Source organism: Catenuloplanes indicus (assembly GCF_030813715.1).
In the GTDB taxonomy this organism is placed as follows: Bacteria; Actinomycetota; Actinomycetes; order Mycobacteriales; family Micromonosporaceae; genus Catenuloplanes; species Catenuloplanes indicus.
Genome location: NZ_JAUSUZ010000001.1, coordinates 8,118,907 through 8,132,641, shown reverse-complemented (window position 1 = coordinate 8,132,641; position 13,735 = coordinate 8,118,907). Strand labels below are relative to the sequence as shown.

Sequence of the window (13,735 nt, the reverse complement as noted above, 5' to 3'; positions counted from 1 at the left end):
CCCGGAACCTCGGCCGGAAGGCCGGGAACGCCGCGGGCAGGTAGTGCTTTCGGCCGGACACGTGCCGGGATTGGCGTCATCCGCGATCTCCGCGTCTGGTGCGCGGAATGACGGTCAGGAACGATGTCCTAGACCGACAGTGAGCGGGAGGCTACACATGAGTGCGTTTCGGGTGGAGGTCGACGGCGCGAGCTGCATCGGCTCCGGGATGTGCCGGTCGATCGCCCCGGAGGTCTTCGATCTGGACGAGGAGGCCGGCTTGGTCCGCCTGCTCGACGCGCGGCCGCCGGCACACACGGCTCCGGCGGTCCGCGAGGCCGTGCTCCGGTGCCCCGCGGCCGCCATCCTGAGCCACGACCGGCCGGCGCCGATCCGGTCGTGAACGCGGCGGGCCCCGGCGTGCCCGCCCGGGAGGAGTGGGCGGGGCGCCGGGGCCACGTCTGCGCAAGCGTTGGTCAGGCCTTGACCGGCTCCGGCTCGGCGACCGGGTCCGGGCCGAGGAAGTCGTAGCCGGACTCCCGGTGCACGCTGTCGATGCCCTCCTGCTCGACCTCCGCGCTGACCCGCAGGCCCACGGCCAGGTCGAACAGCTTGGCGATGATGAACGTCAGCACGAAGCTGTACGCGAGCACCGCGACCGCCGCGATGGTCTGGTCGAGCAGCAGCTCGACGCCGCCGCCGAAGAACAGGCCGTCGCGCTCGTTCGGCGCGTCCGCGGTGGCGAGGAAGCCGATCAGCAGCGTGCCGATGATGCCGCCGACCAGGTGCACGCCGACCACGTCCAGCGAGTCGTCGTAGCCGAGCTTGTACTTGAGGTTGACGGCGAGCGCGCAGAGCGCACCGGCGACCGCGCCGATGATGAGCGCGCCGAGCGGGTTCACCGCGCCGCATGCCGGGGTGATCGCGACCAGGCCGGCCACGATGCCGGACGACTTGCCCAGCGAGGTCATGGCGCCGCCACGGAACCGCTCGACGACGATCCAGGCGAGGCCGGCGGCGGACGCGGCCGCGACCGTGTTCAGCACGACGACCGAGGCGGAGTTGCCGGCGGCGAGCGCGGAGCCGCCGTTGAAGCCGAGCCAGCCGAACCAGAGCAGGCCGGCGCCGAGCGCGGTCAGCGGCAGGTTGTGCGGCTTGTGCGGCGACGACGGCCAGCCGGTGCGCTTGCCGAGCACGATGACGACCGCGAGCGCGGCGATGCCGGCGTTGATGTGGACGGCGGTGCCACCGGCGAAGTCGATCGCGCCGACGTCGTTGGCGATCCAGCCGCCGACGACGGTGTCGCTGTCGAACGCGAAGACCCAGTGCGCGACCGGCAGGTAGACCAGGGTGGCCCAGACCGCGGTGAACGCGAGCCAGACGCCGAACTTCATCCGGTCCGCGACGCCACCGGCGATCAGCGCGGTGGTCAGCGCCGCGAACAGCATCTGGAACACGGCGAACAGCGCGGGCGGGATGGTGGCGGCCTCGTCCTCGGCGATCACGCCACCGAGGCCGAAGTTCGCGGTGTCCAGGCCGAGGATGCCCGCGCCGCCGATGGAGTCACCGAACGCGAGCGAGTACCCGTAGAGCACCCAGATGACGCAGACCACGATGGCCGCGCCGAAGGTCATCATGACCATGTTGATGACGCGCTTGGCGCCGACCATGCCGCCGTAGAACAGCGCGAGGCCGGGCACCATGAGCAGGACCAGCGCGGTGCTGGTCAACACCCACGCGGTGCTACCACTGTCCACTGTATGTACTCCCTTGAGACTCAAAGCGTTGTGAGCGGCAGTGAACTCACAGTTGATTACGGGCGGTCACGTGCGGTGTTGCGTGATCGTTTCACGACGTTCCGAAACATTTAAAACCGTGCGGCGGTACGACGCGGCGAGGGTCACAGCCGATCTCCGGCGAATCTGGCACACTGGTTGATGCATCAACCTAAGACGGAGCGTGATCATGAGTTACGGACACCCCCTTGAGTTCGGCACGTTCGTCACGCCCGGAAACGCGCCGCCGCACGACCCGGTCGACCTGGCGAAGCGTGCCGAGGAGCTCGGGTTCGACCTCGTCACGTTCCAGGACCACCCATATCAACCGAGATTTCATGACACCTGGACACTGCTGGCCTGGGTGGCCGGCCAGACCTCGCGCATCCGGCTCGCACCGAACGTGATCAACGTGCCGCTGCGGAACCCCTCGGTCCTGGCCCGCGCGGCCGCCTCGCTCGACCTGCTCTCCGGCGGCCGTCTGGAGCTCGCGCTCGGCGCCGGCGGTTTCCCGGACGCGGCGCGGGCGATGGGCGCCACCGTGCAGCCGCCGCGCGCGAGGATCGAGGCGCTCGGCCAGGCGATCGACGTGATCCGCGAGCTGCAGGACCTGTCCAGCGGCCGGCCGGCACGCGCCGGTGGCGAGTTCCACCGCGTCGTCGGCGCACAACGCGGACCGGCGCCGGCGCACGCGATCCCGATCTGGGCCGGCGGCGTCAAGCCCCGCATGCTGCGGCTGATCGGCGCGAAGGCGGACGGCTGGCTGCCGTCGCTGCCCTACGTCGGCCGGGACGGTATCGCGGCCGGCAACAAGATCATCGACGAGGCCGCGGTGGCCGCCGGGCGCGAACCGGCCGACATCCGCCGCCTGCTCAACATCTCCGGCACGTTCCGGGACACGTCCGAGGGCTTCCTGCAGGGCCCGCCCGCCCAGTGGATCGACGAGCTGCTGCCGCTGATCCTGGCGGACGGCATCGGCACGCTGATCCTGATGACCGACTCCGCCGCCGACATGGAGACGTTCGCGACCGACGTGATGCCCGCGCTCCGGGACGCCGCCGCACCGCTGGCCAGGACCAACCACAGACCCTCGGCGGTACGGGCGAAGCGCCGCCCCGGCATCGGCTACGACGACGTACCGGCCTCCCTCGCCCGGTCCACGGTCGAGCCGGGCGACGTGGAGTACCCGTCGGTGCGCTCCAACTACATGCGCGGCGGCTCACCCGGCCTGGTGCTGCGACCGTCCACGCCGGACGAGGTCGGCGACGCGCTGCGGTTCGCCGCCGCACACCGGCACCTGCCGTTCGGCGTGCGCAGCGGCGGCCACGGCGTCAGCGGCCGGTCCACCAACGACGGCGGGATCGTGCTGGACCTGGGCCGGTTCACGACGTTCGAGGTGCTCGACCCCGCGGCCCGGCTCGTCCGGATCGGCGCCGGCCTGCGCTGGATGGAGGTGGCCGCGGCGCTGGCACCGCACGGCTGGGCGCTGACCTCCGGCGACTACGGCGGTGTCGGCGTCGGCGGGCTCACCACCGCGGGCGGCGTCGGCTGGATGACCCGCAAGTACGGCCTGACGCTCGACCACGTCCGCGCCGCGACCGTGGTGCTGGCCGACGGCACGGTGGTGCGCACGTCCGCGGACGAGCACCCGGACCTGTTCTGGGCGCTGCGTGGCGCCGGGGCGAACGTCGGCGTGGCGATCGACTTCGACTTCCGGGTCGACGAGGTCGGCGACGTCGGCTGGGGCCAGTTCGTGCTGGACGCGTCCGACACCGCCGGCATGCTGGTCCGGTACGGGCAGGCGGTCGAGGCCGCGCCGCGCGACCTGACCGCGAACCTGCTGATGGGCCCGCCGCAGCCCGGTCAGCCGTCGTTCGCGCAGGTGATGGCGCTGGTCGACGCGTCCGACCCGGAGACGATCGTGGCCCAGATGACGCCGATCGCCTCGGTCTCCGCGCTCTACGACCAGAACGTGGTGATCGCGCCGTACGCCGCGGTCATCTCGAACGCGTCCACCGAACCGCACCGCGGCCAGGGCGAGCCGGTCAGCCGGTCCGGGTTCGTCCGGCACCTCACGCCGGAGGTGGCGGCCGGGATCACAAGGCTGCTGGCCAGCGGCGCCACCTACTTCTTCCAGATCCGCGCGGTCGGCGGCGCGGTCTCCGACGTCGGCGCGTTCGACACCGCGTACGCGCACCGGGACGCGAACTTCCAGATCGCCGCGATCGGGAGCAACCGGCAGCGGCTGGACCGGGTCTGGGACCGCGAGCTGCACCCGCTGATGGAAGGGCTCTACCTCAGCTTCGAGACCGATCCGCGGCCGGAGCGGCTGACCGACGCGTTCCCGCCGGACACGCTCGCCCGCCTGCGGCAGATCAAGGCGGTCTACGACCCGACGAACCTGTTCCGCGACAACTTCAACATCACTCCCGCATCGGAGGACCGGTCATGACCGACTACGGACACGAGCTGATCTTCGGAGCGTTCGTCACGCCCGCGGCCCGGCCGCCGCAGCAGGCGGTCGAGCTGGCCGTCGCGGCGGAGGAGTTCGGGCTGGACCTGGTCACCTTCCAGGACCACCCGTACCAGCCGACGTTTCACGACGCGTGGACGCTGATGAGCTACGTCGCGTCCCGGACCAGCCGGATCACGGTCGCCGGGAACGTGCTCAACCTGCCGCTGCGCGAGCCCGCGGTGCTGGCCCGGGCGGTCGCGTCACTGGACCTGCTCTCCGGCGGCCGGGTCGAGCTGGGTCTGGGCGCGGGCGCGTTCTGGGACGCGATCGAGGCGATGGGCGGGCGGCGGCTCACCCCCGGGCAGGCGGTGGACGCGCTGGCCGAGGGCATCGAGATCATCCGCTCGGTCTGGGACACGTCGGTCAAGGGCGGCGTGCGGGTGTCCGGTGAGCACTACACGGTGGACGGTGCGAAGCGCGGCCCGGCCCCGGCGCACGACGTGTCGATCTGGGTGGGCGCGCTCAAGCCGCGCATGCTGGCGCTGACCGGGCGGCTCGCGGACGGGTGGCTGCCGTCGCTCGCGTACCTGAAGGGCGGTGCGTCCGACCTGACCGACATGAACGCGCGAATCGACGCCGCAGCCGTGGACGCCGGGCGGTCCCCGTCCGACGTGCGACGGCTGCTGAACGTGGGCGGCTCGTTCGCGGCGCAGAGCCGCGGGTTCCTGGACGGGCCGCCGGACCAGTGGGCGGAGGAGCTGGCCGGGCTGACGCTGGAGTACGGCACCAGCGGCTTCGTCCTCGCCACGGACGACCCGGCCGCGATCGAGCTGTTCGCGAAGGAGATCGCGCCGGCGACCCGGGAGCTGGTCGCGGCGGAACGCTGACCACGTCACGGCGCCCGCCGGGAGGCCGATGCGGCCTCCCGGCGGGACCGGCTCACGCACCGATCGGCAGGTGCTCCCACTCGGCGAACGCACCCGGCCGCTCGTCATCCGCCGCCACGTACGGCGCCTCGTGCTCGTGGTAGGCCCGCAGCCACGCGCCGGGCAGTGGACCGGACACCCGCCAGACCGGCGCGGACCAGTCCGTCGTGGACGCCCGGAACACCTGGTACGGGTTCCCCTCGTCGCAGTCGCGCAGCGCCAGCCGCCCGCTGTCCGGCAGCTCCTCCCCGATCAGTTCCAGGCACTCCCACCCGCTCTTGCGGATCGTGAACACCGGCTGGTCGTCCGCGTCGACGTGCAGCACCTTCATCAGCCAGAGCTGCGCGAACGACCCGTCGCACGGCTTGACCCGGACGAGCGCACCGCGTCTGCCGTCGTCACCGACCGCGGTCAGGCAGCCGTCCAGCCCGACGTTGCGGAGGTAGGCCGGACCCTCGACCGGGCCCGCCTGAGCGGCCCCCGGCACCGCCATCGCCGCGAGAGCCCCGGCGACGACGGCTGCATACCGCGCCTTGATTCGCATGATATTTCCCCCCATGTCGGCCGGTGGCGCGGTTTGTCCGCGGAGACTGGTCCACCGGCACGCCGCGAAAATCGTGTCACCGCGACCACCGGCGCGGGCGTGATCAGCGGAAATGCACCCCTGAACGGGTGATCAGGCGGGCCGCCGTCACGCCCGGGGCAGCGCACCCGCGATCGCGGCCAGGAAGTCACCCAGCACCGAGTCGTCCGGCGCGTGGTCCGGGTTGATCTCGGTCAGCACCAGGGCCGCGAACCGCGGGCCGGCGGTGAGCACGGCCAGCGACGCGGTCAGCTCCGCCGGCGTCAGGCCGATCGGGTCGCCGCCGGAGTCGGGCACGTCAGCGAGCGGAACGTCCACGAAGGACAGTACGTCCACGTCCAGGTGCAGCACGAACGGCCGCCCGGTCGCCTCGATCGCGGCCAGCGCCCGCCGGGCCGCACCCGGGACGTCCGCGTGCACCTCGGCCGCGGTCACGTACGGGATCCGCAGCTCGTCGAGGAGGCGGCGCTCCGGATCGTCCCCGCCGGCCAGCGCGTCGCCATAGCTCACCACGTCGGCCGGGCTCAGCAGCGGCGTCACCGGCCCGATCCCGGCCAGCTCGGGCGCACAGCCCGGCAGCCCGAGCAGGTGTGCCGTACCCATCGCGTCCAGATTCCCGTTCGCCCTGGTGGCGGGCGTGAACAGGTCGGGACCACCGTCCACGTAGAGCAGTGCCGGCGGTGTGCCGTGCCGGACGAAACCGGCGACCACACCGACCGTGATCGAGCAGTCCCCGCCGATCACGATCGGCCGCTGCCCGCGCGCGAGCACACCGGCGACCGCGTCCGCCGTCCCGGCCGCCACCCGCGCGACCTCGCCGGCGTTCTTGGCGGCCGGGCGTGCCCGATCCGGCCGCCAGCGAGCGCCGGGCACATCGCCGTGGTCCGCCGCGCCGCCGGGCAGCAGCCCGGCGAGCCCGGCCCGCCGGATCGCGGCCGGCCCCTTCTCGACGCCGGGCGTGTGCGCTCCCGCGCTGGACGGCACGCCGACGATCCCCCAGGCCGCATCCATGCCGATCATCATGCCACGGTCCGGCCGGGCCGCATCGGCCGTGGACCGGGCGCCCCGCCCGCGGCACATCCGGCCATCCGCGGCAGGGCCCGCACCGGATCCACGTCCGCCCGGAGCGCACCGCGTCGCCGGCGTGCCATCACGCGGGGAGGGAGACCGCGCGGAACCGACGACGAGACCGGCAGGGAGGAGCGCCAGCGACGACCGGTGCCCGCGGGAGCGAGCCCAGCGCACCACGCCGGAAGCGGGTGGATGGCGAATGTCAGCCGGCGTAGCCGGGGAGAAGAACGGTTCAGCCGGCGCGGCGCCGGGCCCGGCGGGCAGCCAGCTCGTCGCCGAGCGTCTCCGCCGCCGGCTCCGGGTCCGCCGCGGGCCGTGCGAAGACCGCCGGCTCGCCCGGGAGGTGCGACAGCGAGCCCTGGATCTCCTTGAACGCACCGCCGATCGCGATGCCGAACACGCCCTGCCCGCCCTGCAACAGGTCGACGACCTCCTCCGGGGAGCGGCAGTCGTACACCGTCGTGCCGTCCGAGATCAGCGTGATGCCGGCCAGGTCCTCGACGCCGTGCGAGCGCAGCGTCTCGATGGCCTTGCGGATGTTCTGCAGCGAGACCCCGGCGTCGAGGAGGCTCTTGACGACCTTGAGCACCACCAGATCACGGAACGAGTACAGCCGCTGGGTCCCGGAACCGGACGCGTCGCGGATGCTCGGGACGACCAGCTGGGTCCGCGCCCAGTAGTCGAGCTGCCGGTAGCTGATGCCCACCGCGTGGCAGGCGGTCACACCGCGGTATCCCACGGTGCCGTCCTCGCCGATCCCGATGCCGTCGTCGGCCCCGGGGGCCGACCCTGATCCAGCAGATTCGTCCATGCGACTACCTCCCGCTGTGCGGTGCCGCGTCCCTCGACGAGCCCCACCATATAGCGCACATCGGACCGGATCGCGGAAGCTTTGCCGCGACACGCCGCGTACGGGGGATCCTGCGCAGCGTGACGACTTCGTCACCGTATCGCGAAGCTTACGTACCCGTTAACGCCGAGCCGAAAAGTCAGCCGGCGAAGTCCTCCGGGCGGACGCCCTCGAGGAACTCGCGGAACTTCTCGACCTCGTCCTCCTGCTCGTCCGGGATGACGATGCCGGCCTCGGTGAGCACCTGCTCGGCGCAGCGGATCGGCGCACCGACGCGCAGCGCGAGCGCGATCGAGTCGCTGGGCCGGGCGGAGACGCGCACGCCGTCACCGATCAGGAGATCCGCGTAGAACACGTTCTCCTTCAGTTCGGTGATCTCGACGGCCTGGAGCGGCGCCTTGAGCGCCGCCAGGATGTCCCGCAGCAGGTCGTGGGTCAGCGGCCGGGCCGGCTTGACCCCCTGCTGCTCGTAGGCGATGGCCGTGGCCTCGACCGCGCCGATCCAGATCGGCAGGTACCGGTCGCCCTCGACCTCGCGGAGCAGGACGATCGGCTGGTTGTTGGGCAGTTCCACCCGCACCCCGACCACGCTCAGCTCGCGCACCGCTGCCTCCGTGTCGCTTATGTGTGAACGCCCCGATGCCACCGCCCCAGCGGCGGCGTCGAGGCGCGTTCTGCCCCTCACCTGCACGGTACACGGATCACCATGCGTAAGTGCCACCCGCGCCGTGCGATGCCGGGCACCGTACCCAAGCGAGCCTACGGCACGCGTGTTACGGACAAATCCCCAACTCAGCGCTCGAGGATGTCCCGCAGACCGGCCCGGAGCAGGGCCGCGTGCAGCATCTGTGAAAGTCCGGCCAGCTCAAGCGCGGTCTCGGCGGCGCGGGCCCGGGCGGCCGGGTCACGCTGCCGGGCGAGCGGCGCGATCAGCTGGGCGTAGAGACCCACCTCACGGTCCGCGGCGGCCCGGAACGCGCGCAGGTGCCGCGCCTCGATGCCGTGCCGGGCGAGACCGGCGACCGCGTGCGCGACCGTGAGCGCGTCCTCGTCGTACCACCCGGGCGAGCGACAGGTGATCAGCCCGAGCCGCTCGATCTCGCTGAGCCCGGTGTCCGACAGCCCGGTACGCTCCAGCAGCTCGGTCCGGCTGCACCGGGTGTCGACCGGCTCCGCGGCCGGCTCGTCCTCCGACGGAGCGCCCACCAGCCGGAGGGCCACCGGCGCGGAACCGGCGGCCTCCATCTCGGCCAGCTGCGCGCGGATGACCCGCAGCGGGAGGTACTGGTCCCGCTGCGCGGTCAGCACGAACCGCAGGCGCGCGACATCGTCCCAGCTGTACTTGCGGTAGCCGGATGCGGTGCGCTCCGGCTCCACCAGCCCCTCGGCCTCGAGGAAGCGCAGCTTGGAGATCGTGGTGTCGGGAAACTCCGCGCGCAACTCGGACAGCACCTCGCCGATACTCATCAGCCGGCGCCCGTCCTGCTGCGCCGCCCGGTGGTTACCGGGCGGCGGACCGGGGAAGGCGGCCGCCGCCCCGGATACGGTCATGACATCTCCTCGCTAAACAGGAGGATCAAGGTCATCAGCGGCCACCCTCGTCCGGGCGCGGCCCGGCGATGAAGACGAGCCGGAACTTGCCGATCTGCACCTCGTCGCCGTTGGAGAGCGTCGCGGCCTCGACCCGCTCCCGGTTGACGTAGGTGCCGTTGAGGCTGCCCACGTCGCGGACCGTGAAGGTGCCGCCGTCGCGGTGGAACTCGGCGTGCCGGCGGGAGACCGTGACGTCATCGAGGAAGATGTCGCTGTCCGGGTGCCGGCCGCTGGTCGTCACGTCGTGGTCGAGCAGGAAGCGGGCGCCGGCGTTCGGCCCCCGGCGGACGACGAGCAGAGCCATGCCGGGCGGCAGCGAACCGGACATCCGGCTGGGTACCACGTCGGCATCCGGACCCTCGAGGACCTCGTCGAGCGAACCCAGGTTCAGCGTCGACGTGACGTCGAGTGGGGGGAACTCGTCGTCTGGGCGCGTCATCGGACCACCTCGTGTCTGTTTCGGTCGCACGTCCCCCGGACCGGGACAACCGCCGGTCAGCGCCCGGCGGGGCCTCCCCCGGCTGCCATCCGTGGCATGTGAAGGACGTTCGACAATGCGGTTTCAATATCAAGTTCTCGCGTGACTACGGCAGAGTAGCCAGCGGGGTAGGGTGCGGCAACCGGACGCGCGCAACGCGTCAGGTTGTCAGATATCACACTCTGTCGGTGCGACGAAACTACTTGTTGATCAGTTCACCGTAGGCCGCGCCGTCGAGCAGGCCCGCGACCGCCGCCGGGTCCGCCGGGGTGATCTCGATCAGCCAGCCCTCGCCGTACGGATCGGTGTTGATCAGCTCGGCCTGGTCGTCCAGCGCGGTGTTCTTCGCGGCCACGGTGCCGGAGATCGGCGCGTAGATCTCGGAGACGCTCTTCGTCGACTCGACCTCGCCCAGCGACTCGCCGGCCTGGACGGTCGTGCCCACGTCGGGCAGCTGCACGTAGACGATGTCGCCCAGCGCCTGCTGCGCGAAGTCGGTGATGCCGACACGCACGGCAGCGGAGCCGTCACCGGACACCCACTCGTGTTCGGCGGTGTATCGCAGGTGCTCAGGAATCACGGGTCGTTCGTCCTTCGGTGAGAGCCGGGTCAGGAGACCGGCCGGGCGTACCGCAGCGTGGTGACGTCATGGATCGCAGACACGTCCACCACACCTTGTTCTTGCACGGTCACGTTACCGCCGTCATCGGTGATCGATTCGATCACCCCGCCGGGAATGCGCAACGCGGTGTCCATCGTCTTCGGGTCGCCGATCACGGTGATCGTGTAGGTCGACGTCAGCCGCTTGCCGTCGACGACCACGCCGAACCGGTCGCCACCCTGCCCGGCCGGCGAGTCCTGGAACGACGTGGACGCCACGACCCGCACCGCGGTGCCGTCGCCGCCCTCGATCTGCATCGCCTCCGCGCCCGCGCCGCGCAGCTCCTGCACCGCGTTGAGCAGCGCGTCCGACTCGACCTGGTCCTCTCCCCCGTTGATCCGGATGACCAGCCCGGTGCCGCGCGCGGGCAGCTCACCGGCGAGCACGCCGAGGTCGTCCGCGCGTTCGGTCGCCTCGCGCAGCGCGGCCTCGCGGCCCTCCGCGCCGGAGCTGAGCGACTGCTTGCTGTCCTCCAGCGCGGTGACCTCCTGCTGCAGCCGCTGCTCCTGCGACTCCAGGTCGGACAGGATCCGCACCAGGTCCTCCTGGCGGGCGGTCAGCAGCGTCGAGTCGCCGTCGTTCGCCTTCAGCTGCACGACCAGCGTGAACCCGAACAACAGCAGCAACACCGCGATCATCACGGTGGTCGCGTTGAACCGCCGCGCCGCCGGCGCCGCATCATTCCCGGAATCACCCGAGGGTACGGATGGGGGCACACCGGCCTCGGCCGGCGAACCGGCGCCGTCCTGCTCCGGCTTCGCCGCTACCGGGGCTGCGCGGTCTTCCTCCACCCGGGGCGGCGCGACGATCTTCCGCGCTTCCGCGGGCGCGGCCACCTTCTGCTTCGGGGTCGCCGGGGCGGGCTTCGGTGCGCCCGGGCTCACCGGCACGATCGGAGCCGGAGCCGGTTTCGCCACCGGCGTGGGGGCGGGCGGCGCCGGGCTCGGCTTGCGCGGCGCGGCCGGCTCCGCGTCGGTGCCGGTTCTCGCGGGCACGACCTCGGACGGCGGGGCCACCGGCGGCAGCACCACCGGCGGCACGGACGTGGCCGGCGGTTCGGTATGACGCAGGTCCCGCCGGGTCAGATCGACCGTGATCTCGTCGTCGACCGGTGTCCGCGGCGGATCCTTCGGTGCTGGCGAGTCGGCTCGCATCGGCTCGTCGCTGGTCATCGGCCTACGCTACCCGTCAGGCGCTGAACAGGTGGCGGCGGATGGCGGCCACGTTGCCGAAGATCCGGACGCCGAGCACGACCACGACGCCGGTGGACAGCTGCCCGCCCACGCCCAGCTGGTCACCCAGGTAGACGATCACGGCCGCGACCAGCACGTTCGAGATGAACGAGATCACGAACTGCTTGTCGTCGAAGTTCCGGTCGAGCCGCGCCCGGACGCCGCCGAACACCGCGTCCAGCGCCGCGACCACCGCGATCGGCAGGTACGGCTGGAGCGCCGGTGGCACGGTCGGGTCCAGGAACACGCCGAGCAGGACGCCCGCTATCAACGCGATGACCGCGTACATCAGTCGCCTTCCGGGGAGGTCGGAGTGGTCGGGGTGGGTGTGCCGGTGCCGCTGGTCGCGGGCGTGCCGGTGCCGGTCGCGGGCGGTGTCGGCTCCGGCGAACGGTAGGCATGCTCCAGGTCGCCACCGGCCGCCGCCGGCAGCTTCAGGTCGTCACGGTCGTCGACCTGGAACTTCATGCCGTACTTGTCGACCAGCGCGCGGAACAGCGACGCGGTGCCGGTCTCCTCGAAGCGGTCCTTCAGGTCGTCCGGCCCGATCGCGGTCACCTCGTACGGGCTGGTGACCGGCGCGAAGTCGACCAGGATCGCCTCGCCCGCGGCCCGGATCGTGGACGTGGCGGTCAGCCGCTCACCGTTGATCGCGATCGCCTCCGCACCGGTCGCCCAGAGCGCGTTCGCGATGTCCTGCAGGTCCCGGTCGAGCACCTTGGAGACCTTCTTGCTGCCGCCGGTGACCACGTCGACGTGCGCGTCCCCGTCCGCGACCGTCACCGTCACGCCGTCGCCCTCGACGTCGGCGAGCCCGGTCAGCGCCTCCAGGTTGCGCAGCCGTTCCGCGGTGCCGCCCTCCAGGTTCGCCTCACGCAGCGCGTTCACCTCGGCCCGCAGCGCGGCGGCCCGCTGCTCCAGGCCCTCGGCCACGTCCTGCCGGGTGCGGATCTGATCGACCAGCGCAGCGCGCGCCTTGCCCCGGGCCGGCTCCTCGGCCATGGTCTGCCGGTAGGCGATCGCGAACAGGAAACCGACCAGCACCAGCGTGGTGAGCGCGAGCCCGCGGGCGGAGGCGCCGCGCCACCCGGTCCGCGGGCCCTCCTTGGCACGCCGGGCCGCCGCGTCCGCGTACCCGGGGTCGAGCGGGTTGCGGAACAGCTCGGTCAGGAAGTCCGGAGCGTACTGTCGCCGCTTCGGGCTCTCCGGGGTATCGGTCATGCCGTCCCGCTCGCCGGCCGGGTCGCGCGGACCAGCAGCGACACCTGGTAGATGTAGAAGAAGGCGGCGATCCAGTAGAGCACCAGACCCCAGACCGCGCAGGCCCAGCCGAACGCGTGCGCGAACGGCCCGGCCGCCTCGGACGCCTTCGACAGCAGCAGCACCGGGAACGCGGCCAGCAGCATGAACGTGGCGGTCTTGCCGACGTAGTGCACCGGCGGCGGCCCGTAGCCGTGCGCGCGCAGGATCAGCAGGCAGACGCCGAGCACCGCCTCGCGGGCCACCAGCGCGGCCGTGAACTGCCAGGGCACCACCGCGGTCAGCGTGAACGCGACCAGTGTGGCGACGATGTAGAGCCGGTCCACGAACGGGTCGAGCAGCTCACCGAGCCGGCTCACCTGGCCGAGCCGGCGCGCGACCCAGCCGTCCACCCAGTCGGTGGTGCCGCCGATCGCGAGCACGATCAACGCGGCCACCTGCTGGTCGTCGAAGCCGAGCAGCAGCCAGAGGAACACCGGCACGCCGATCAGGCGCACGAAGCTGATCGCATTCGGCACGGTGATGACCCGCTCGGTGAAAATGCCCTCGAGCGGTTGTCCGGGCGCCCAAGGCGCAGGCGGACGCGCCACAGCTTCCCCTCCCGCGCAAGCACGCCGGGCATGCCCCACCGATGCCCGGCTCCGCCGAGGCGGCGGTCCGTGGTGCGGTCTCGTCCGGCCCGGGGGCCGGTCGGTCGCACTGCCGGGCCACTATAACGCCCGGTGGGCGGCCTCCCATGAGCCCCACGCTGATCTTGTGATTACACCCCGTTCGTGACGATTCCTGCGTCCTAGGACTTCGTTATCCGGCTGTGACCCGCACCGGGCGAGTTTGTCCCTACGCTATGCACCCGTGATACGGGGTTGGCATCG

General features: G+C 71.9%; 15 protein-coding genes. 3 read left to right on the top strand and 12 right to left on the bottom strand.

All coding sequences use genetic code 11. The annotated features are described in order from the left end of the window. Positions 1–157: 157 nt before the first annotated feature. A complete protein-coding gene (locus J2S42_RS36430; protein WP_307246729.1) occupies positions 158–382 on the top strand; it encodes a ferredoxin in 225 nt (74 codons plus the stop codon). A 73-nt stretch (positions 383–455) separates the two neighbouring features. On the opposite strand, the gene J2S42_RS36425 is transcribed toward J2S42_RS36430, so the two are convergent. Beyond that, complete coding sequence (locus tag J2S42_RS36425) at positions 456–1,736, bottom strand: ammonium transporter (RefSeq protein WP_307246727.1); 1,281 nt, start codon at positions 1,734–1,736, stop codon at positions 456–458. 208 nt (positions 1,737–1,944) lie between these two features. Between J2S42_RS36425 and J2S42_RS36420 the strand changes: the two genes are divergently transcribed. After that, the gene (locus J2S42_RS36420) at positions 1,945–4,206 is read left to right on the top strand and encodes an LLM class flavin-dependent oxidoreductase (RefSeq protein WP_307246725.1); all 2,262 of its coding nucleotides are present in this window, start codon (positions 1,945–1,947) and stop codon (positions 4,204–4,206) included. Next, positions 4,203–5,096: an LLM class flavin-dependent oxidoreductase gene (locus J2S42_RS36415; RefSeq protein ID WP_307246723.1), complete on the top strand. Its 894-nt coding sequence runs from the start codon at positions 4,203–4,205 to the stop codon at positions 5,094–5,096. The genes J2S42_RS36420 and J2S42_RS36415 overlap by 4 nt, the downstream gene beginning before the upstream one ends. Before the next feature lie 52 nt (positions 5,097–5,148). On the opposite strand, the gene J2S42_RS36410 is transcribed toward J2S42_RS36415, so the two are convergent. From J2S42_RS36410 to clsA, 11 genes are all read right to left on the bottom strand, one after another. Continuing rightward, positions 5,149–5,679: a DNA-directed RNA polymerase subunit beta family protein gene (locus J2S42_RS36410; protein WP_307246721.1), complete on the bottom strand. Its 531-nt coding sequence runs from the start codon at positions 5,677–5,679 to the stop codon at positions 5,149–5,151. Positions 5,680–5,826: 147 nt separating this feature from the next. After that, entirely contained in the window at positions 5,827–6,729 is a 903-nt protein-coding gene (locus tag J2S42_RS36405; protein ID WP_307246719.1) for an arginase family protein, read from the bottom strand. A gap of 292 nt (positions 6,730–7,021) precedes the next feature. Then, on the bottom strand, positions 7,022–7,600 hold the full coding sequence (locus tag J2S42_RS36400) for a MerR family transcriptional regulator (RefSeq protein WP_307246717.1): 579 nt from the start codon (positions 7,598–7,600) through the stop codon (positions 7,022–7,024). A gap of 178 nt (positions 7,601–7,778) precedes the next feature. After that, a complete protein-coding gene (locus tag J2S42_RS36395; protein WP_307246715.1) occupies positions 7,779–8,243 on the bottom strand; it encodes a bifunctional nuclease family protein in 465 nt (154 codons plus the stop codon). A 188-nt stretch (positions 8,244–8,431) separates the two neighbouring features. After that, a complete protein-coding gene (gene ftsR / locus J2S42_RS36390) occupies positions 8,432–9,106 on the bottom strand; it encodes a transcriptional regulator FtsR (RefSeq protein ID WP_307249238.1) in 675 nt (224 codons plus the stop codon). A gap of 118 nt (positions 9,107–9,224) precedes the next feature. Further along, positions 9,225–9,671 (bottom strand): oxoglutarate dehydrogenase inhibitor Odhl, encoded by a 447-nt coding sequence (gene odhI / locus J2S42_RS36385; protein ID WP_307246713.1) that lies wholly within the window; start codon positions 9,669–9,671, stop codon positions 9,225–9,227. A gap of 238 nt (positions 9,672–9,909) precedes the next feature. Continuing rightward, positions 9,910–10,290, bottom strand: coding sequence for a glycine cleavage system protein GcvH (gene gcvH, locus J2S42_RS36380; protein WP_307246711.1), 381 nt, complete (start codon positions 10,288–10,290; stop codon positions 9,910–9,912). A 29-nt stretch (positions 10,291–10,319) separates the two neighbouring features. Continuing rightward, on the bottom strand, positions 10,320–11,543 hold the full coding sequence (locus J2S42_RS36375) for a DUF881 domain-containing protein (RefSeq protein ID WP_307246709.1): 1,224 nt from the start codon (positions 11,541–11,543) through the stop codon (positions 10,320–10,322). A 16-nt stretch (positions 11,544–11,559) separates the two neighbouring features. After that, positions 11,560–11,892 (bottom strand): small basic family protein, encoded by a 333-nt coding sequence (locus J2S42_RS36370; RefSeq protein WP_307246706.1) that lies wholly within the window; start codon positions 11,890–11,892, stop codon positions 11,560–11,562. Then, positions 11,892–12,824, bottom strand: a complete 933-nt coding sequence (locus tag J2S42_RS36365; RefSeq protein WP_307246705.1) for a DUF881 domain-containing protein — start codon at positions 12,822–12,824, stop codon at positions 11,892–11,894. Before J2S42_RS36365 ends, J2S42_RS36370 begins: the two co-directional genes overlap by 1 nt. After that, complete coding sequence (gene clsA, locus J2S42_RS36360) at positions 12,821–13,453, bottom strand: cardiolipin synthase ClsA (protein WP_370879330.1); 633 nt, start codon at positions 13,451–13,453, stop codon at positions 12,821–12,823. Before clsA ends, J2S42_RS36365 begins: the two co-directional genes overlap by 4 nt. Positions 13,454–13,735: the final 282 nt, after the last annotated feature.

What these genes read in the sequence shown, in the direction of transcription:
- J2S42_RS36375 (WP_307246709.1), bottom strand. Translation starts at nt 11,543, where the DNA reads ATGACCAGCGACGAGCCGATGCGAGCCGACTCGCCAGCACCGAAGGAT.
- J2S42_RS36365 (WP_307246705.1), bottom strand. Translation starts at nt 12,824, where the DNA reads ATGACCGATACCCCGGAGAGCCCGAAGCGGCGACAGTACGCTCCGGAC.
- J2S42_RS36400 (WP_307246717.1), bottom strand. Translation starts at nt 7,600, where the DNA reads ATGGACGAATCTGCTGGATCAGGGTCGGCCCCCGGGGCCGACGACGGC.
- J2S42_RS36410 (WP_307246721.1), bottom strand. Translation starts at nt 5,679, where the DNA reads ATGCGAATCAAGGCGCGGTATGCAGCCGTCGTCGCCGGGGCTCTCGCG.
- J2S42_RS36420 (WP_307246725.1), top strand. Translation starts at nt 1,945, where the DNA reads ATGAGTTACGGACACCCCCTTGAGTTCGGCACGTTCGTCACGCCCGGA.
- J2S42_RS36430 (WP_307246729.1), top strand. Translation starts at nt 158, where the DNA reads ATGAGTGCGTTTCGGGTGGAGGTCGACGGCGCGAGCTGCATCGGCTCC.
- J2S42_RS36415 (WP_307246723.1), top strand. Translation starts at nt 4,203, where the DNA reads ATGACCGACTACGGACACGAGCTGATCTTCGGAGCGTTCGTCACGCCC.
- ftsR (WP_307249238.1), bottom strand. Translation starts at nt 9,106, where the DNA reads ATGAGTATCGGCGAGGTGCTGTCCGAGTTGCGCGCGGAGTTTCCCGAC.
- J2S42_RS36370 (WP_307246706.1), bottom strand. Translation starts at nt 11,892, where the DNA reads ATGTACGCGGTCATCGCGTTGATAGCGGGCGTCCTGCTCGGCGTGTTC.
- J2S42_RS36405 (WP_307246719.1), bottom strand. Translation starts at nt 6,729, where the DNA reads ATGGATGCGGCCTGGGGGATCGTCGGCGTGCCGTCCAGCGCGGGAGCG.
- odhI (WP_307246713.1), bottom strand. Translation starts at nt 9,671, where the DNA reads ATGACGCGCCCAGACGACGAGTTCCCCCCACTCGACGTCACGTCGACG.